This window comes from Streptomyces sp. NPDC045899, assembly GCF_056431485.1.
In genome coordinates, this window is the sequence record NZ_JBWKKP010000023.1 from 66,710 (window position 1) to 86,154 (window position 19,445).

General features: G+C 72.8%; 15 protein-coding genes. 4 read left to right on the forward strand and 11 right to left on the reverse strand.

The genetic code is table 11. From position 1 onward, the window contains the following. Nucleotides 1-43: 43 nt before the first annotated feature. Nucleotides 44-1,567 carry a DNA-binding protein NsdB gene (locus tag AC07FT_RS28125; RefSeq protein ID WP_479178671.1) on the reverse strand — a complete coding sequence of 508 codons (1,524 nt, stop codon included), beginning with the start codon at nt 1,565-1,567 and terminating at the stop codon, nt 44-46. Between the two features lie 245 nt (nt 1,568-1,812). Here AC07FT_RS28125 and AC07FT_RS28130 point away from each other — a divergent pair, with 245 nt between their 5' ends. Together AC07FT_RS28130 and AC07FT_RS28135 are read left to right on the forward strand one after the other, a co-directional pair. Beyond that, a complete protein-coding gene (locus tag AC07FT_RS28130; RefSeq protein ID WP_471204791.1) occupies nt 1,813-2,916 on the forward strand; it encodes an aminoglycoside phosphotransferase family protein in 1,104 nt (367 codons plus the stop codon). A gap of 151 nt (nt 2,917-3,067) precedes the next feature. After that, nucleotides 3,068-5,089, forward strand: a complete 2,022-nt coding sequence (locus AC07FT_RS28135; RefSeq protein WP_479178672.1) for an N-acetylmuramoyl-L-alanine amidase — start codon at nt 3,068-3,070, stop codon at nt 5,087-5,089. 63 nt (nt 5,090-5,152) lie between these two features. Here AC07FT_RS28135 and AC07FT_RS28140 read toward each other — a convergent pair whose 3' ends face one another. After that, nucleotides 5,153-5,653, reverse strand: a complete 501-nt coding sequence (locus tag AC07FT_RS28140; protein WP_479178674.1) for a hypothetical protein — start codon at nt 5,651-5,653, stop codon at nt 5,153-5,155. 59 nt (nt 5,654-5,712) lie between these two features. Then, a complete protein-coding gene (locus tag AC07FT_RS28145; RefSeq protein ID WP_479178675.1) occupies nt 5,713-8,640 on the reverse strand; it encodes an ATP-binding protein in 2,928 nt (975 codons plus the stop codon). Nucleotides 8,641-8,891: 251 nt separating this feature from the next. Here AC07FT_RS28145 and AC07FT_RS28150 point away from each other — a divergent pair, with 251 nt between their 5' ends. Next, nucleotides 8,892-10,043 carry an isoafricanol synthase gene (locus tag AC07FT_RS28150; protein ID WP_479178676.1) on the forward strand — a complete coding sequence of 384 codons (1,152 nt, stop codon included), beginning with the start codon at nt 8,892-8,894 and terminating at the stop codon, nt 10,041-10,043. A 99-nt stretch (nt 10,044-10,142) separates the two neighbouring features. On the opposite strand, the gene AC07FT_RS28155 is transcribed toward AC07FT_RS28150, so the two are convergent. The 5 genes from AC07FT_RS28155 to AC07FT_RS28175 form a co-directional block, all read right to left on the reverse strand. Continuing rightward, nucleotides 10,143-10,388, reverse strand: a complete 246-nt coding sequence (locus tag AC07FT_RS28155; RefSeq protein WP_479178678.1) for a DUF397 domain-containing protein — start codon at nt 10,386-10,388, stop codon at nt 10,143-10,145. 82 nt (nt 10,389-10,470) lie between these two features. Continuing rightward, entirely contained in the window at nt 10,471-11,637 is a 1,167-nt protein-coding gene (locus AC07FT_RS28160) for a thiolase domain-containing protein (protein WP_479178680.1), read from the reverse strand. Next, a complete protein-coding gene (locus AC07FT_RS28165; RefSeq protein WP_479178681.1) occupies nt 11,634-12,695 on the reverse strand; it encodes a thiolase domain-containing protein in 1,062 nt (353 codons plus the stop codon). The genes AC07FT_RS28160 and AC07FT_RS28165 overlap by 4 nt, the downstream gene beginning before the upstream one ends. Further along, on the reverse strand, nt 12,696-13,664 hold the full coding sequence (locus tag AC07FT_RS28170) for a Zn-ribbon domain-containing OB-fold protein (protein ID WP_479178682.1): 969 nt from the start codon (nt 13,662-13,664) through the stop codon (nt 12,696-12,698). It abuts the gene before it with no gap. Nucleotides 13,665-13,751: 87 nt separating this feature from the next. Further along, nucleotides 13,752-14,558: a crotonase/enoyl-CoA hydratase family protein gene (locus AC07FT_RS28175; RefSeq protein ID WP_471204810.1), complete on the reverse strand. Its 807-nt coding sequence runs from the start codon at nt 14,556-14,558 to the stop codon at nt 13,752-13,754. Between the two features lie 163 nt (nt 14,559-14,721). On the opposite strand from AC07FT_RS28175, the gene AC07FT_RS28180 reads away from it, so the two are divergent. Next, a complete protein-coding gene (locus tag AC07FT_RS28180; RefSeq protein ID WP_479178683.1) occupies nt 14,722-16,344 on the forward strand; it encodes an acyl-CoA synthetase in 1,623 nt (540 codons plus the stop codon). Between the two features lie 137 nt (nt 16,345-16,481). Here the strand turns inward: AC07FT_RS28180 and aroQ are convergent, their stop codons facing one another. The 3 genes from aroQ to AC07FT_RS28195 form a co-directional block, all read right to left on the reverse strand. Beyond that, entirely contained in the window at nt 16,482-16,994 is a 513-nt protein-coding gene (aroQ, locus tag AC07FT_RS28185; protein ID WP_479178684.1) for a gamma subclass chorismate mutase AroQ, read from the reverse strand. Between the two features lie 145 nt (nt 16,995-17,139). After that, nucleotides 17,140-17,829, reverse strand: coding sequence for an alpha/beta fold hydrolase (locus tag AC07FT_RS28190; RefSeq protein ID WP_479178685.1), 690 nt, complete (start codon nt 17,827-17,829; stop codon nt 17,140-17,142). 31 nt (nt 17,830-17,860) lie between these two features. Then, nucleotides 17,861-19,420 (reverse strand): acyl-CoA synthetase, encoded by a 1,560-nt coding sequence (locus AC07FT_RS28195; protein WP_479178686.1) that lies wholly within the window; start codon nt 19,418-19,420, stop codon nt 17,861-17,863. Between the last annotated feature and the right edge of the window lie 25 nt (nt 19,421-19,445).

The following is a 19,445-nucleotide window of genomic DNA, read 5'->3' on the forward strand; positions in this document are numbered from 1 at the left end:
CTGGCGACCGGCAGCTGGGCCGGCGCCGGTACCGCGGCGGCCGCTAGACCGCCGCGCTCCTGGCCGTGCCGCCCGCCCCTTTCACTCCAGGACCCGCCCCCTTCGCTCCCTTGGTGGCGACGCCCTTGGGCATGGCCTGCTGGATCTCCTCCCTCAGCTCCCGGATGGGCCGGGAGGAGGCATACGCGGCGGTGAGCCCGTACATCTCGCGCAGCCGGTCCCAGGTGCGGTGCGAGGAGTTCTGCTCGATGGTGTCCAGCGCCTTGCGCGCATGACGGTCGCCCTGCGCCGGGTCGTCACCGATGAAGCAGGCCGAGGCGATGGAGATGTGGTCGAAGATCTGTGACCGCTGACGGCCGCCCTCCCGCATCCGCAGCGCCTCCTTGGCGTGGCGCTGCGACAGGGACGCCACCGAGGGGTCGTGCTCGGCGAGGGTGCGGTAGATCAGCCCCTGCATCCCGTGCATATCCGCCTCGTTGAACAGCTGCATCCAGCTCGGTGACGGTCCGCGGTCCCGCTCGGAGACGAACAGCTCCTCCGCCTCGCCCAGCGTGCGCCGCACCGCCTGGCCGTGGCCCATCGACGCCTGCGCCCACGCCTCGATGGTGCAGAACATGGCGCGGGTGCGCGGCAGCGCCTCGTCGCCCGCGCCGGACTTGGCCAGCCGCATCAGCTCCAGGGCGTCCTGCGGGCGGCCGATGTGCACCATCTGACGCGCGGCGCGGGACAGCGCCTCACTGGCGCGGGGGCGGTCACCGCCCTCCCGGGCCGCGTGCGCGGCCATCACGAAGTACTTCTGCGCGGTGGGCTCGAGCCCCACGTCGTGGGACATCCAGCCGGCCAGCACCGCGAGGTTGGCCGCCACCCCCCACAGTCTGCGCTGGAGGTGCTCGGGGTGGTGGTGATAGGCGAGCATCCCGCCCACCTCGTTGAGCTGGCCCACCACGGCCTTGCGCTGGAGCCCGCCGCCGCGGGCCGCGTCCCAGGCGCGGAAGACCTCCACCGAGGTCTCCAGCGCGTCGATCTCCTGGGAGCCGACGGGGGCGGCCTCGTAGCGGTCGAAGCCCGCCGGTTCGGCGGACAGGGGGTGGTCGGTACGGGGGGCGTCGGAGGCGAGGGTCGGGTCGGAGAGCAGCCAGTCGCTCATGGCACCGGTGATGGCGGTTCCCGCGGCGAGCGCGGCGCCCGCACCCACCAAGCCGCGTCGGTTGAACATAAGGTCCATTCCCGTGAATTCGGTGAGGACCGCGGCCGTGGACTCGGGGGGCCAGCACAGTCCATCGGCGGACTGTCCCTTTCCCGCGCGCCCACCTCTTCCGAACCCGAGGTCCTCGATGGTCACGACACGACCGAGACGCTCGGTGAACAGGGCGGCCAGCACCTTGGGCACGGGATCGCGCGGCGTCTCGCCGGTGTCGATCCAACGCCGCACCCGCGAGGTGTCGGTCGCCAGCTGCGGATGGCCCATGGCCGCCGCCCGCCGGTTCACGAGCCTCGCGAGCTCTCCCTTGGACCAGCCGGCGAGGCCGAACAGGTCCGCAAGACGGGTGTTGGGTTCCCTCGTCACGTCAAGCCCCCAGGTTCCTCGGCTGGCTCGACAGTAACGGCCCCGTCACGGGCCGTGCGACTATTCGCCAGGGTTCGCCAGGGTCCGCCAGATGGTGTGCCACCCGCGCGCGGGTGTGATGTAGAAGCGCGTTACCCGGCCCGGTGGCGGCTCGAGCGGAATCGACCGCATTCCCCAGGGTGCGGCCCCGTCACGGGGCCGGGAGCGTACGCATTCGTCGGCACACGAAGGGATCTGTCTCGCCCATGTACGCAGCGCCGTCCTCCGTGTCCGCCCCGCCCCGGCCGTACCGGCGGCAGCTGCCCGGCACCGGGCCGTACCTCGATCCCTCCCACAGCGGCCGCGCCCGGCGGACCGCTGCTCTCGGCCCTGTGCCGCCCCGCGGGAGACTCGACGTGTCCGGACCCCAGGGTGCGCAGCTGCGCACCGCGATCGCCTCGGTCCATCGCATCTGTCCGGAGTTCAATCCGGTGCAGGTGCTGCGGCGCAGCGGACGGAGCGTGCTCCTGGTGGGCACCACCGGCCGCTCCACCGCGGTCGCCAAGTGCCTCCTGGACCATTCCCCGGCGTGGGCCGAGCGGTTCCGCAGGGAGATAGCGATGTACCGGGCGTTCGTGCGTCAGCGGCCGCCCGTACGGGTGCCCCGGCTGATCGCGGCGGACCCGGACAACTGCGCGCTGGTCATCGAGCGGATGCCCGGCCGTATCGCCGCCTCCCAGCGCCACCCCACCGAGCCGCCGCAGCGCGCCGACATCCGGGCCGCGCTGAGCGCCATCTGCCGGATCAACCAATGGCGGCCGCCGGCCGATCTGTTCGACGCCCCGCTCGACTACGCGGCCCGGCTGTCGCGCTATCACGATCTGGGACTGCTGACCGACCGGGACATGGGTGATCTGCAGAAGCTGCTGCTGGGTCTCTCGCACGCCCCCGGACGCCAGGCTCCCGGGCAGTTCTGCCACGGTGACGCCCTGTTGAACAACGTCCTGCTGTCCCCCTCGGGCGCGGTGCTGCTCGACTGGGACCACGCGGGCTGGTACCTGCCGGGCTATGACCTGGCCACGCTGTGGACGGTGCTGGGCGACGCCCCGGCGGCCCGACGGCAGATCAGCCAGCTGGCGCAGGCGGCCGGTCCGGCGGCGCGTGACTCCTTCCTGGTGAACCTGATGCTGGTGCTGACCCGGGAGATCCGCCGGTACGAGACCGCCGTGCAGCGCACCATGCACGACCCGGCCCCGGTGGTACCGGGCGCGATCCCGGCGGGAGAGGAGCAGCGGCTGCTGCTGCGTCGGCTGCACGACGACTGTGCGCTGGCCCGCAGGGCGGTGCGGGCCGCGGTCGGTACACGATGACCGCAGGGCGCGTCACCGGTCTGGACCGGTGACGCGCCGCAGGCGGCTGACGTGCGAACACCCGTCTGGGCGCATCTGATTGACGGATGACCCGGCAGCGGATACCTCTGAGTGGCCCGGCTCGTGCTCGGCCCGCCTTGAGGAGGCTGCCATGCCAGGATCCGCACAGGACAGCGCCCACGACTCGAACAGACCGGCGTCCGGCCCCAGCCGGAGGACCACCGTGCGCGCCGCGGGTGCCGCGGCGTCCGCCGCCTTTCTGCTCCCCCTCGTCTCCGCGACTCCGGCCGCCCGTGCCGATCAGCAGCGGCCGGACGGCCCGGACGGCGGCTCCGGCCTTCAGCACGCTTTCGCGGCGGCGGCCGACGAGCACGGCGTTCCCCTGAGTGTGCTGCTGGGCGTCGCGTACCTCCAGTCGCGCTGGGACGGCCATGGCGGCGCGCCCAGTGTCACCGGTGGCTACGGCCCGATGCACCTCACCGACGCGCACACCGCGCTGTCCCGCGCGCCGCACCACAGCGAGGGCACCGAGGACGCGCGCGGTGACCTGGCCCGGCCGCTGCGGGTCCCTCGGGCCACGGTGCCCGAGCCGCGCCAATTCCCGGCTCGATTGCGGACGTTGAGCCGCGCGGCCAAGCTGACCGGGCTGTCCGCGGCAGAGCTGCGCGCCGACGCCACCACCAATGTGCGCGGTGGCGCGGCCCTGCTGGCCGCCGAGCAGAAGCGGCTGGGGCTTGCGCCGAGCGAGGACCCGGCCGACTGGTACGCGGCGGTGGCGGCGTACCCGGGCGCGGACAACGAAGCCGCCGCGGCCGTGTTCGCCGACGACGTGTACGAGGTGATCCGCGCCGGTGCGGCGCGCACGACCGGCGACGGGGAGCGGGTGGTGCTCACGGCGCGGCCCGATGTCGCCCCCGACCGGCGGCAGTTGCGTACGCTCGGGCTGCCGTCGCCCGCGCGCGATCCGCATGTCGAGGCCCCCGAGAACGTGTCCTGCGAGTGGATCCCGGCACCCTACGAGCAGTTCGGCGACAACGACTACGGCAACCACGACCTGGGCAACCGCCCCGAGTCCCAGCGGATCGACTACATCGTCATCCATGACACCGAGGGCCCCTGGGACACCACCATCAAGCTGGTCCAGGACCCCACCTACGTCTCCTGGCAGTACACCCTGCGCTCCGCCGACGGCCATATCGCCCAGCATGTGCCGCTCAAGGACGTGGCCTGGCACGCGGGCAACTGGTACGTCAACGCCAAGTCCATCGGGCTGGAGCACGAGGGCTTCCTCACCGCGCCCGACGCCTGGTACACGGAGGCGATGTACCGCGCCTCGGCCCGGCTGGTGCGCTATCTGGCACGGCGGTTCGACATCCCGCTGGACCGGCAGCACATCCTGGGCCACGACACCGTTCCGGGCACCACCACCGCGACCATCAGGGGTATGCACACCGACCCGGGGCCCTACTGGGACTGGGCGCACTACTTCACCCTGCTCGGCGCGCCCTTCCGGCGCACCGCGGGCGCCTCGGGCGGCCTGGTGACCATCCGCCCGGACTACGACACCCACCAGCCGGTGTACACCGACTGCGACAAGCCGGGGCAGCCGTGCGCTCCGCACGGCTCCTCCGCGGTGCGGCTGCACACCGCACCCGGCGAGGACGCACCGCTGGTCAAGGACATCGGGCTGCGTCCGGACGGCGCGGACTCCACGACGGGCGTCAATGACACCGGCGCCCGCGCCACCACCGGGCAGCAGTTCGCGGTGGCCGGGCGCGAGGGCGACTGGACGGCCATCTGGTACCTGGGGCAGCGGGCGTGGTTCCACAACCCCGGGCGGCGGCCCACCGCGGTGCACGCCAAGGGGCTGGTGGTCACGCCCAGGGCGGGCGCCACGGAGGTTCCGGTGTACGGCCGGGCGTACCCGGAGCCGGAGGCGTATCCGGAGGGGGTGCCGGTCCAGGCGGTCTCCCCGCTGCCGTACAAACTGCTCGCCGGGCAGTCGTATCCGCTGGGGCTGAGGACACCGGGCGAGTACCTCTGGGCGACCACCTTCGATCCGGCGGGCCACAAGGTGGTGCGCGGCAAGGAGGTCTACTACCAGATCCAGTTCGGGCACCGGGTGGCGTTCGTCCGCGCCGCCGACGTATCGGTCCGCCGTTCCGGGAAGTGAGGCCGACGGGGCGTCAGGCGGCGGCCGGCGCCCCGTTCCGCGCCGACGGGCGGGGCGCGGTGCTCAGCGCTGCTGGAACATCTCCGCGGGGAGCGGCTTGAGCAGCCGGTAGAGATCGTCGGTGATGGGCCGGTCCCAGCTGGCGATGGTGACCAGCACACCGTCGTCGCGGTCGAACTGGGCGCAGGAGATCCGGCCCTCGGAGACCTTGATCCGGCGCACGATGAGCAGGTTGTCCTCGTGCATCACCGGGCTGTCCTCGACGTCCACCACATGCACCGGCTCCTCGTTCCCGAGGGCGGCGAGCAGCTGGGTCACCTCGAAGGGCACCTGGTCATCGGCGACCTCGCGGGCCGGGGAGCCCTCGGGCAGATTGCCGATGATCATCGCCGGACCGCGTCCCCCGAACAGGTCGTAGCGGAGGAAGACCCCCTGACAGCTGCCGTCCGGTGCGGGCAGCAGCCCCGCGCCGAGATCGCCGGGCCAGTCCCCGGGATCCATGGCGAGGACATCGAAGTCCGGCCCGGTGGGCGTGGCGGCGCTGCGGCGGCGGAGGAAGGACATGCGGATATGGTACGTGCCCGCGCGGCGTTCCCCCTGTCGGGGAACGCCGGGCGGGGGCGTCAGTGGTCGGGCCGCTGCACCGGTGGACGGGCCGTGGCGGCCGGGCCCAGGAGCTTGGACAGACCCGTCCGGTCGGTGCCCACCTTGCGGTAGACGCCGGAGAGCAGCCGGGCCACATCGCGGTCGCTCAGTCCGGTCTCCGTGCAGATCCGCTCATCCGTCCAGCCCTGGGCGGCCCGCTCGGCCACGGCCTGCTCCTGGGAGGTGAGGGGGCTGGTGTGGTCGACGCGCAGCTGCATGGGGCGCAGGCCCGCCGCGGACAGCTCGTCGCGGGCCCGGGTGGCCAGCGCCTCCGCCCCGCACTGGACCGCGCCCTCGAGACCGCGGTAGAGCCGGTCGCCCGCTTCCTGGGGCAGTCCGATGCGGCGCAGCGCAGCGCCGTGGTCGACCAGCGCCACGGCCAGGTCGTAGGCGGAGGGCGAGCGCTCGAGGTGGCCGACGGCCTCCGCCAGCAGCTTGATCCGCTCGGATCCGTGGGCCACGGCGGCCGCGGTGTGCAGGGCGCGTCCGATGGCGGAGTGGGTGCCGAACTGACGGGCGCGGCGCACCGCGTCATCGGCGACCTCGGCCGCCTGCCGCGGTTCGCTGAGCGCGAGGGACTGGGAGAGGTGCAGCTGCCAGGGGCACCAGGCGGGGTTGCGCATCCCGCGCCCGTCCATCCGGCGGCCGACCTCGGTGAGCTGGTGGCGGGCCTCGCGGTGCATATTGGCGGCGAGCAGCAGCTCGCCGCGGACCGCGGGCACATCCGGGCAGAGCACGGCCTGCGGCAGGATCTCCCCGCCGTGTCCGGCGGCGAACTCCTGCGCCTCCCGGACCCGGCCGCGGCAGATCAGGGTTTCGATGAGGGTGCCCACGGCGGTCCAGTGGGCGGGTGTCGAGGAGCCGACGAGATCGGCGATCCGCATGCCCTCGCGGGCCAGCTCCTCCGCCTCGTTCAGCGCGCCGCGGCGGTAGCGCGCGTAGCCGAGGAGGGTGATCCCGAACGCCAGGTGGGAGCCGCGCCAGCCCTTGCGCTCACACTCCGCGATGCCCTTGTTGAACAGGTCCTCGGCGCGGCCGGGCTGGTCGCAGTGGAGGAAGATCAGCGCGACCAGGATCGGGACCTCGAAGCCCCAGTCGTCATCGGTCCAGCTCAGACCGTCACCGAGGGACTCCTCCGCGTAGTGGAGGGCGGTGGTGGCGGGCTCGCCGCGGGTCATGGCGTCCCAGGCGCGCAGTCCCAGCAGATAGCGCTCGGCCATTCCGCGGCCGGTGAGGTGGTCGGCCAGCCGGGCGAGTCTGCGGGAGCGGGCGGGCGACTCCTTCTCATCGGCACGGAACATGTTCCACATGAACTGTTCGGCCTGCATCCGCAGCCGGGTGCGGGCGCTGGTGGCCCGTCCGGCCTCCGCGGCGACGATCTCCGCGGCCTCCTCCATACGGCCGCTGTGGCCGTACGCCTGGGCCAGCCGGTAGGTGATGGCCTCGCGCAACTCGGTGTCGAGCGCCGGTTCGTCCAGTGCGGCACGCAGGTGGTTGATGGTGACGGCGGGCTCGGTGAGCTGGGCGGAGCAGCCGAGCTCGTAGAGGACCGCGGCCCGCTCCTCGAGGGCGGGCGGCTCCCGCAGCGCCCTGGCCAGACAGCGCCGCCCGGCGTCGGGCGCCCCGGCGCGCAGATACTCCCGGGCCGCGGCCCGCAGATGGCGCACCACCCACGGATCGCCCTCGGGGTGCATCTCCACCAGATGGCGGCCGGCCGCGGTGGGTCCCAGTCCGGCGCCGAGCACGACAGTGGCGGCCTGTCCGTGCATGGCCACCCGCAGCGCACCGGGGATCGCCTGGTAGATGGCGGTGGCGATGAGCGGGTGGAGGTACTCCAGCGGCTGCTTGCCCGGTCCGCCGCGCGGCGGGGCGAGGATCCGGGCGTCGACGAGCCGGCCGACCACATCGGTGGCCTCGGTCTCGCTGAGCCCGGCGACGCTGGCGGAGAGGGCCGGGGTGGCCTCGATACCGAGGACGGCGACGGCCCAGGCGAGCCGTACGGCGGCGGTGCCGAGCCGGGTCAGCCGGTCGTTGAGTCCGCTGTCCTTGGCCGAGGAGACCAGTTCGCGCAGGGCGGGCAGGTTCTCGGACTGCGGTTTGAGCTCCCGGTCACGGATCTTGGCGGTGAGCTCGACGACCTCGAAGGGATTGCCGCCGGTCATCGCCCAGCACTCGCGGCAGAACGAGTCGTCGGCCTCCTCGCCGAGCACATCGCGGACGACCCGGCCGACCCCGCTCGGGGTGAGGGGCACCAGCACATGGGGCCGTGAGCCCTGGCGTTCGGTGAGGCCGCGGACCCCGGCGGCGTCGGCGGACAGGTCCTCCGGGCGGTAGCCGACGGCGAGCAGCAGCGGCAGGTCCACGGCGCGGGGCGCGAACCGGGTGAGCCAGTCCAGGGATTCGGGGTCGGCCCAGTGGACGTCGTCCAGGATCATCACGACCGGGGCGTGTTCCACCGCGTAGCGGGTCACCAGCCAGTCCAGACCGTCGCGGACTCCCTGGGGATCGGGCGCTCCACCGCCCTCGGAGACCACCAGGCCGACCGCGGGCGCCACGATGTCGTACCAGCCGCCCAGGATCCTGCGGTGTTCCTCCTCGCCGGTGGCGGCGAGCACGGGCTGGAAGAGCTGGCGCACCACGTGGAAGGCGGCGCCCTGTTCGTGTTCGCCACCGCGCGCGGACAGCACGGTGCAGCCGCGGGCCGCCGCCCGGCGCCGCATCTCGGCGAGCACCGCCGTCTTGCCGACACCTCCCGGTCCGGCGAAGGCGATCACCCCGCCGGTGCGCGTGGTCCCGGAGCGCTCACCGGCACGCGTACCGCACAGGTCCGTCAACGCCCCGTCCACCGCGCCGAGTTCCAGCTCCCGTTCCAGCAGTGTCAGGCGCGCCTGGTTCTCTCGGCTCATGTCCTCCGCCACGTTACTTCCCCTCCGGCAGGTAACGCCGAGCGTAGCGTGTCTTGCACGCTCCGTAGCCTCCGCGCCCGCGTTTTCCCCATGGCATTGCCACGGGCACGCACCATTTCAACTCGTCCTCTATCGATGGCACGTTCCGCACGCGAGGATGGCCGGATTCATCGGGTTGCCCCAGCGCCGTGATGCCCTGTGATATGTGCGGCGCGGGTGATCCACTTCATGGAGGGGGGCGGTTTCGCATCATGACCACACGTGCTTCGCGGTCTCACGCCCGGCAGTCGGCGCTGTTACGGCGGGCGGCCCTGTTCGACTTTCCGGCCTCCGCCGGCCTCAGCCCCGATGCGGAGGCCGCCAGACTGCACACCGTCCAGTGGTTGTCGCGGTTCGGCGTCTTCGAGGGCGGCGAGGCCGTCGCCGAGTACGACGCGCTGCGGTTCGACGTGCTGACGGGGCTGTTCTACCCCGGAGCCCGGGGCGCCGATCTCGATCTGGGCAATGACCTGGTCGGCTGGTACTTCGTCTTCGACGACCAGTTCGACGGTGAACTGGGCCACCGACCCGAGGTGGTGGCCCGGCTGGTGGCGGACATCGTCCGGATCACCGAGGAGCCGTCGCGCGGCCCGGACGCGCGGGAGGCGTCCGGGGGCGGGGACGGAACGGGCCACCGGTACGACGGGCCGGAGGGGCCGCTGCTGGCCAGCTTCCGCGATCTGTGGCGCCGGATCAACTCCGGCCGCTCACCGGTGTGGCGGGCGCGATTCCGCCACCACTGGCTGGAGTATCTGCACTCGTACCACCGCGAGGCCCTGGAGCGCACCGGATCCGGTGCCGGGATGCCGCGCTCGGTGGACGCGGTGCTCGCGCTGCGCCGCCACTCCATCGGTGTGCAGCCCTGCCTGGACCTCAACGAGCCCTTCGGCGGTTTCACCCTGCCCGACGCGCTGCACGGCGGCCATCCGCTCGCCAGGATGCGGGAGGCCACCGATGACGTGGTGGTCTTCACCAACGACATCGCCTCCCTGGACAAGGAGCTGGCGGCCGGGGACGTCCACAACAGCGTCATCGTGCGGCGTGAGCGCGCCGGTGGCGATCTGGAGGACGCGGTGCGCCATATCGCGGGCCTCGCCAACGCCCGCTACCGCTGGTTCGAGAAGACCGCGGCCCGGCTGCCCAGGATGCTCTCCCGGGCCGGGGTGGCAGCGGCGGTACGCCGTGATGTGGAGTCCTATGTGGACGGCATGCGGAATGTCATCAGCGGCAATCTGGGGTGGTCCCTGCGGACGGCCCGCTACGACGAGCGGGGCATCGAAGCGGTGAGCCGGGGTCGTCAACGGCCCTGGGCGGGTCTGGCCGAGTCGGACGCCCTGGTGCGCGCGGGGCGCACAACGGGCTGACGCTCACAACCGGAGCCGTAAACGGAAGGGCCACGACGCCGTCGGCCGGGCCGCCCGAGACATCTCGGGCGGCCCGGCCGGCGGTTTCGTGCTCAGGACCTACGTGAGGTCGAACTCCCCGTCCCGGGCGCCCACCACGAAGGCGCGCCACTCGGCCGGGGTGAAGATCAGCGCCGGGTCCTCGGGGCGCCGGCCGTGGCGCATCGCGATGAACCCCTCCACGAAGGCGATCTCCACATCGCCCACCCCCTGACTACCGGAGCGCCACTGGGCGCCCGTCAGATCGAGGTCGGGCTTCTCCCAGCCGGAGGTGAGAGGGTGTTCGGTGGTGGTGATCTCGGCCACGGCCTGGCTCCTCCCGGATCGTCGTCCGCGCTCCACCCTAGCGATCGCGGCCGGTGCCGCACAGGCCACGAAAGAAGTACGCTCACCCGGTCGGCGGCGCGTCCCCCACCACCCACATGGCGAAGAACTGGGACCCTCCGCCGTAGGCGTGGCCCAGTGCCGTGCGGGCGCCCTCGACCTGGTGTTCCCCGGCCTCACCGCGCACCTGGAGCGCGGCCTCGGCGAACCGGATCATGCCGGAGGCCCCGATGGGGTTGGTGGAGAGCACTCCGCCCGAGGGGTTGACCGGCAGTTCGCCGTCGAGTTCGGTGACCCCGGACTCCACCAGCTTCCAGCCCTCGCCCTCGGCGGCGAAGCCCAGGTTCTCCAGCCACATCGGCTCGTACCAGCTGAACGGCACATACATCTCGACGGCGTCGATCTGACGGCGCGGATCGGTGATCCCGGCCTGCCGGTAGACATCGGCCGCGCAGTCCCGCCCGGCCCGCGGGGAGACGCAGTCCTTGCCCGCGAAGAGGGTGGGTTCGCTGCGCATGGCACCGCCGTGCATCCAGGCGGGGGGACGCGGGGCACGGGCGGCCCCGGCGCGGTCGGTGAGCACCATGGCGCAGGCACCGTCGGAGGACGGGCAGGTCTCGGAGTAGCGGATGGGGTCCCACAGCATGGGCGAGGACCGCACCTTCTCCAGGGTGAGCCCGTGTTCGTGCAGATGCGCGTAGGGGTTGCGCAGCGCGTTGCGGCGGTCCTTGTAGGCCACGAGAGCGCCGGTCCCGGCGGGCGCGCCGGTGCGCCGCATATAGGCCCGCACATGGGGTGCGAAGAAACCGCCCGCCCCCGCCAGCAGCGGCTGCTGGAACGGCACCGGCAGGGACAGGCCCCACATCGCGTTGGACTCGGACTGCTTCTCGAAGGCGAGGGTGAGCACGGTCCGGTGGATCCGGGCGGCCACCTGGGTGGCGGCCACCAGTGCGGTGGAGCCGCCGACCGAGCCCGCGGTGTGCACGCGCAGCAGGGGTTTGCCGACCGCGCCGAGCGCGTCGGCGAGGTACAGCTCCGGCATCATGACGCCCTCGAAGAAGTCCGGGGCCTTGCCGATGACCACGGCGTCGATGTCCGCCCACGTCAACTCGGCGTCCTCCAGGGCGCGCAGGGCCGCCTCGCGGACCAGTCCGGCGAGTGAGACGTCCCGGCGGGCCGCGGTGTGCTGGGTCTGGCCGACTCCGACGACGGCCACCGGCTCCTTGCTCAACTCGGCTCTCCTTCCAGGACCGCCACCAGGTTCTGCTGGAGGCAGGGGCCCGAGGTGGCGTGGGCCAGGGCCCGGTCGGAGCCACCGCGGTGGATGGCGGCGGCGGCCTCCCCGAGCCGGATCAGCCCGGCGGCCATCATGGGATTGGCGGCGAGCGCGCCGCCGGAGGGATTGACCCGGACGTCCGCGCCGAGCCGCAGCTCACGGCGGAGGAGCACCTCCTGCGAGGTGAACGGCGCGTGCAGTTCGGCGGTGTCCACGGGCGCGTCGAAGGCGCCCGCGCGCTCGGCGGCCAGCCGGGTGGACGGGGAGCGGGTGAGGTCGCGTACGCCCAGGGCGTGCGGTTCGACCCGGTGGTCGATCCCGCGGATCCAGGCGGGGCGGGGGCACAGTCCGCGGGCGGTGTCCCCGGCGGCGAGCACCACGGCCGCCGCGCCGTCACCGATCGGCGGACAGTCGTGGCGGCGCAGCGGACGGACCAGGTAGGGGGTGTCCAGCAGCTGCCCGGGCGCGGCCGGACCGGAGAGCTGGGCATGCGGGTTGGCCCCGGCGGCGGTACGGCTGCGGTGGGCGACACCGGCCAGCGCGCGTTCATCGGTCTCGCCCGCGTCGATGAGCGCCTGGGCCTGGAGGGCGGCCAGCGAGACCGAGTCCGGCCACAGGGGCGCCAGATAGTACGGGTCGAGCTGACGGGTCAGCACCTCGCGCAGATCACCGGGCGAGGACTTGCCGTAGGAGTACACCAGCGCGGTGTCGGCCTCGCCGGTGAGCAGCTTGGTCCACGCCTCGTACAGCGCCCAGGCGCCGTCCATCTCCACATGGGACTCGGAGATCGGCGGCCAGGCTCCCACGCCGTCCAGGGCCATGGTGAACGAGAAGGCGCGGCCCGCGAGGTAGTCGGAGGAGCCGGAGCAGGTGAAGCCGATCTCCCCGGTGGTGAGTCCGGCGCCGTCCAGCACCCGGCGCAGGACGGGCATCAGCATCTCCACCTCGGAGACGTCCGAGGTGTCGGGCCGGTGGTCGCTCTGTGCGAAGGCGACGATGGCAACCTCGCGCATCTACAACAGCTCCTTGTAGGTGTCGTAGTCGGCGTCGGGTTCGCCGGTGGGCCGGTAGTGGTCCGGGTAACGGCCGTCCTCGGTCCACACCGGCGCCACCCGCAGCCCCATCCGCACCTGGTCGTAGGGGATGCCCGCGATCCGGCCGTGGAGGGCGAGCCCGGCGCCGTCCAGGGCGATGTGCGCGTAGACGTACGGCACCTCGATGTCCAGGTTCTTGGCCTTGATGTTCACGATGCAGAAGGTGGTGACGGTGCCGTGCGGGCCGACCTCGACCTGGTCGGCGGTGGCGACCCCGCAGGTGGGGCAGGCACCCCGGGGCGGGACGTACACCTTCCGGCAGGAGGGGCAGCGCTCCCCGACGGTCCTGCGTCCGGCGAGGGCGGCGAGGAAGCGGGTCTGGGCGCGGCCGGGAGCGTAGGTGTAGTCCAGCCGCGCGGGTGCCACGATGCCGCGTACGGGATCGGTGAACTCACCGCTGTGCGGGGCGGGTCCGGCCGGGGGTCCGGCTGCGTCCCCGTCCGGTGTGAAGCAGGCGATGTCGGTGATGGCGCCGGTGCGCCGCTCGGCCCAGCGGACCCGCACCCGCATCCCGGTGCGCACCGCCTCGGGTCCGGATGCGTCGAGGGCGTGCAGCAGGGCGGTGTCGGCGCCGTCGAGCCGGACGAGCACCCAGGCGAAGGGGGTGTCCAGAGGCTGGCCGCGGCTCGGTGAGGGGTTCCAGGCCCAGGTGGTGACGGTGCCGGTGGGGGCGACCTCGACCAGGTCGCGCAGTTCCCCGGCGGTGACCGGGTCGTACTCGACGGGCGGGACGAGCACCCGGCCGTCGGTGGCGCGGACCCCGAGCACGGTGCGTTCGCGCAGCCCGGTGAGGAAGGCGCTCTGGACCGGTCCGAGGGAGCGGGTGAAGGGGAACTCGACGACCAGGGGGGCCCGGAGGGCCTCGGAGGAGGAGGGAGCCGGGGGCATGGGTGGGGTCTCCTTCTGTCCGGCGGGTGCGGACCGGTCGGGTGCGCGGGGTGAGCGCGGCGCCGCGCGGGTGTGCCCGGCGGTGGGTCAGGCCCGCCGGTAGACCGGCGGCCGCTTCTCGGCGAAGGCGCGGGAGCCCTCCTTGGCGTCGGCGGTGTCGAAGACCGGCCAGCCGCGTTCGAGTTCGGACCGCAGCCCCTCGGCCTCGGTCATCCCGGCGGTCTCGTAGACGGATGCCTTGACCGCCTCGACCGCCAGCGGACCGTTGGCGTTGATCAGCCCGGCGATCTCCAGCGCCTTGTCCCGTGCCGTGCCGTCCTCGACGACATGGCCGATCAGCCCGATCCGCGCGGCCTCCTCGGCGGGGTAGGGCCGTCCGGTGAGCAGCATCTCCAGGGCGTGGGTGTGCGGCACCTGCCGGGCCAGCCGCACCGTGGAGCCGCCGATGGGGAAGAGTCCGCGGCGCACCTCGTAGAGGCCGAAGGTGGCGCCGCGTCCGGCGACGCGGATGTCGGTGCCCTGGAGGATCTCGGTGCCGCCCGCCACACAGTGGCCCTCGACGGCGGCGATCACCGGTTTGCGCGGCCGGTGGTGGCGCAGCATGGCCTTCCAGTGGAGGTCGGGGTCGTCCCTGAGACGGTCGCGGTAGTGGTCGCCGGCCATCCGGCCGCCGCCCGCGAGCGCTTTGAGGTCCATTCCGGCGCAGAACACACCGCCCGCGCCGGTGAGCACCACCGAGCGCACGGTGTCGTCCGCGTCGGCCTCCAGCCAGCCGTCGTACAGCCCGACCAGCATCGGCAGCGAGAGGGCGTTCCTGGCCTCGGGGCGGTTGAGGGTGAGTACGAGCGTGGCGCCCACACGCTCCACCACGAGGTGTTCGGTCCCGCTTGTCACGGCAGTCCTCCCGTCTCGACGCCAACAGGTTGCAGGAGCCGGGGAGCGACTTCAAGAGCTAGCTGACGTCTCGTCAGATTTCTTGGCCGTGGCCCTTCCCACCTCTCCCCCGCGGGTCTGTAATGAGCGCCGAGCCCGCCCGATGCCAGGTCAGGAGGAGCCCGTGGAATACAACCTTGCCGACCTGTTCGAGTCGGTCGCCGATACGGTGCCCGACCGCGAGGCCCTGGTCCACCTCGACCACCCCGGCACCGGACGGGAGCGGCGGCTGACCTACGCGGGCCTCGACGAGGCGGCCAACCGGATCGGCCATCACCTGCGGGACAGCGGGATACGCCCCGGTGAGCATGTGGGTCTCCACCTCTACAACGGCGTGGAGTACCTCCAGACCACACTGGCCTGTCTGAAGATCCGCGCCGTACCGGTGAACGTCAACTACCGCTACACCGAAGAGGAGTTGGTCCATCTCTACCGGGACGCCGATCTGGCCGCCCTGGTCTTCGACGCCGAGTTCGGCGAGCGGGTGGCCGCCGCGGCACCGCGCGCCGAGACCCTGCGCCACCTCCTGCGGGTCGGCGACGACGGCCATCCGGGTCCCGCGTCGGCGGTGCGGTTCACCGATGCCGAGATGACCGGGTCCGCGGCCCGTGGCTTCGGTCCGCGCTCCGCGGACGACCGCTTCATCATCTACACCGGCGGCACCACCGGACTGCCCAAGGGGGTGATGTGGCGCCAGGAGGACCTGTTCTTCTCCGGGCTCGGCGGTGGCGCGCCCACCGGGGAACCCGTCAGCCGTCCGGAGGAGCTGGCCGAGCGGGTGGCGGCGGGCGGCGAGGGGCTGGTCTTCTTCCCCACCCCGCCGCTGATGCACGGCACCTCCACCCTCACCGCGTTCATCGCCTTCCACTTCGGGCAGAAGGTGGTCCTGCACCGCAAGTTCGCCCCCGAGGAGGTGCTGAGGACCATCGCGAAGGAGCGGGTCACCAGCGTCTCGCTGGTCGGTGACGCGATGCTGCGCCCGCTGATCGACGCGCTGAGCGGCCCGCTCGGGGACCTCGACCGCTCCTCGCTGCTCGCCGTCAGCAGTTCGGGGGCGATCCTGTCGGACACCGTGCGCGCCCGGTTCGCCGAACTGGTGCCGCACGCGACGCTGCTCAACAACTTCGGCTCCTCGGAGTCCGGCTTCAACGGTACGGCCACCGAGGACTCCGGTCCCGAGAAGGGCTTCCGGCTGCGCGTCAACTCCCGTACCGCCGTGGTCGATCCGGTGACGCTGGAGCCCGCCGCGCCGGGTGTGCCCGGCCGTCTCGCCCAGCGCGGCCATGTCCCGCTCGGCTACTACAACGACCCCAAGAAGACCGCCGAGACCTTCTTCGCGGTGCGCGGGGAACGCTGGGTGCTGCTCGGGGACATGGCCACGGTCGACGAGGACGGTGTGGTCACGGTCCTGGGCCGTGGCTCCCAGTGTGTCAACACCGGTGGTGAGAAGGTCTATCCGGAGGAGGTCGAACAGGCCCTCAAGGCCCATCCGGACGTGTACGACGCACTGGTGGCGGGGGTTCCGGACGAGCGCTGGGGCCAGCGCGTGGCAGCCGTCGTCCAGCCCCGGGAAGGGGTGACCTCGCTGACCGCGGACGCGGTCAGGGAGCACTGCCGCGCCCGGCTCGCCGGCTACAAGATCCCCCGCACCGTCGTCTTCACCGACCGGATCCAGCGCTCCCCCAGCGGCAAGGCCGACTACCGCTGGGCGCGGGCGACCGCCGCCGCTGCGCCGCCCGGCGGCTGAGGGGTCCCCGCTCAGCGGGTGGCGGTCGTCCCGTCCCCGCACACCGACGGCAGGGCCCGCGCCAGGGCGGCCGTGTGCAGGACGTCCAGCCGCTTCTCCCGGACCGTGGCCGGCGCCCCGGCGGTCAGCCGTCCCGCTCACGAGGGGGCGGTGCGTGCGGCGGCCGAGTCGGCGATGGCACGCACCAGTTCACCGTTGATCCGGTTGATCTCCCGCCGGACCCGGGAGAGATCGGGGCGTTCGGCGGGCGCCCGCGAGGGATCGGCGTCCCAGCGGCGGAGGAGGGCGCGCTGCACCACCTTGTTCGCCTCGATCTGGTCGCGGAAGATCCGCACCGTCGCGGCCGGGTCACCGCCCACCTCCGTGGCCTGGCGGGCGACGTCGTCCAGCACCTGCCGCTCCCGCACGGGGTCGTCCACCGGGCTGTCCGTGCCCCATTTGGCGGCGGCCACCTCGTCCGCGGTCAGCAGCCGCTCGGCGGACCGCTCCACCAGCGGCACCAGCCGGGACGGTACGGCGGCGGTACGGTCCCGCGCGGTGGCGGCCGGGGCCGCGCCGGCGCCGGTGGCCCCCGTGACGCCCGTGGCGAGCAGCGTGGTGGTGACGGCCGCGATGAGCGCGCGGCGCGGAGCGGGCGGGAACGGTCGCACGGAAGGACCTCCTCGATGCGGGGACTCGACGCCATGGTCCCGGCACACCGTCAGGAGCCGTTACGGCGCACCGTCGGGAGCCGTTCCGGCACCCGGACCGACGGGCCGGGGATCCGCCGTCCGGCAGCGGCGCACCGATGGATCGTCACGGCTCCAGGAACGCGCCGACGGCGGCCAGGAATTCCTCCGGACGCTCCTGGTGGACCAGATGACCCGCTTCGATGGTGACCAGACGGCAGTCGGGGATCCGCTCGGCCATATCGGCCAGCAGCGACTGCGGGATGTGGCTGGCCGGTCCGCCGCCGATCACCAGCGTCGGGGCGGTGATGGCCGAAAGCCCCTCCGTCCAGGCCGGGTCGGGGGCGTTGCGGGCCTCGGTGAACTGGGTCTTCACGGCCCAGTCGAAGACCAGCCGCCCCGCGGGGCGCTGCGGCACCGGGAGCGGTGGGTCCTGGGGCAGCAGGGGCGGGGCGTCCTCCAGCACCAGCCGTTCCACCAGGTGCGGATGGCGCTGGGCGAGGAGGTAGGCGACCACCCCGCCGTAGGAATGTCCGATCACGGTGACGGAGGGCAGACCGAGGGCGGCCAGGAATCCGGCGACATCGTCGCGCACCGGCCCCAGCGCGTAGTCCCCCGGCCAGTCGCTCGTCCCGTGGCCCCGCAGGTCGAGCGCGTACACCCGGCGGCCCTCGGCGAGCCGCGGCGCGACGGTGAGCCAGTCGACGCCGCCCTCGCCGAGACCGTGCAGCAGCAGGACCGGCGGGGCGCCCGGCGCGCCCCACACCCGGTACGCCAGCTCGATCCCGTCCACCTCGACGCTGTCAAGTGTGTGCATGGGGCAGAGGATACGGCTGGTCCACCCCTGGTTACATGGGTCGCTCACGACCTTCCCAGTACGGCTCCCGCAGCCGCCGCTTGTAGAGCTTGCCGTTGGGGTCGCGCGGCATCTCGGCGATGAACTCCACGGACCGGGGGCGTTTGAAGCCCGCGAGCCGCTGGGCGCAGTGGGTGAGCAGGTCCTCGGCGAGCGCGGGGACCGGCGCGTGCCCCTCGGCGGGTTCGACGACCGCCTTGACCTCCTCGCCCCAGTCGTCGTGCGGCACGCCGAAGACGGCCGCGTCGGCCACGGCGGGATGGGTGAGCAGCGCGGCCTCGATCTCGGCCGGGTAGATGTTGACCCCGCCGGAGATGATCATGTCGATCTTGCGGTCGCGCAGGAAGAGGTAGCCGTCCTCGTCGAGGAGGCCGAGGTCGCCCACGGTGAAGTAGTCACCGATGCGGTTCCTGCGGGTCTTCCCCGCGTCCTGGTGGTAGGAGAAGCCACCGGTGCTCATCTTCATGTACACGGTGCCGACCGCGCCGGCCGGGAGCCGCTCGCCGTCGTCGTCGAAGACGGCCAGTTCGCTGATGGGCCACGGTCTGCCCACGGTGCCGGGCTTCTTGAGCCAGTCCTCGGCGGTGGCGAAGGCGCCGCCCCCCTCGCTCGCCGCGTAGTACTCCTCCACGCACCGCCCCCACCAGTCGATCATCGCGCGCTTGATGTGGTCGGGGCAGGGCGCGGCGCCGTGGATGGCGTGGCGCATCGAGGACACGTCGTAGGAGCGGCGGACCTGTTCGGGCAGGGCCAGCAGCCGGTGGAACTGGGTGGGGACCATATGGGTGTGGGTGCAGCGATGGGCGGCGATCAGCCGCAGCATCTCCTCGGGTGTCCAGCGGTCCATGACCACCAGGGGGTGGCCGATGTGCAGGGACGAGGCCGCGAACTGGAGGACCGCGGTGTGGTAGAGCGGTGAGCACACCAGGTGTACGTTGTCGGGTTCCTCGGCACGCGGCACGATGCCGAAGAAGCGGAGGAATCCGCCGAGGTGGCTCTCCTCGGGGAGCTTTCCGGTCAGCGGACGGCGGATACCGCGCGGGCGGCCGGTGGTGCCGGAGGTGTAGTTCATCACCCAGCCCAGTTCACGGTCGGCGGGCGGCTCCCCCGACTGACCGTTGAGCAGGGCGGCGTACGGGCGGAAGCCCTCGATGTGCCCCACGGCGTGGCGGCGTTCGGCGGGCAGCCCGGCCTGGTCCGCGGCGGCGGTGGCGCGGTCCGCGTACCGCTCGTGGGCGATCAGCACCTTGGCGCCGGAGTCGGCCACGATCCAGGCGATCTCGGGGCCGACCAGATGGTGGTTGACGGGGACGAGGTACAGCCCGGCCTGGGTGGCGGCCAGCGCGGCGGTGAGGAACTCGGGCCCGTTGGGCAGCACGACGGCGAACGCGTCACCGCGCCGCAGCCCGGCCGCGCGCAACCCGCCGACCAGCCGGTTGCACGCGGTGTGCAACCGGCCCGCGGTCCACTCCTCGCCGTCGGGAGCCACCAGGACGGTACGGTCCGGCTCCTGTACGGCCTGGGCCCAGAAGCCGTGCGGAATATCGCTCATCGGTCCTTCGCCCTCCTCACGCCCG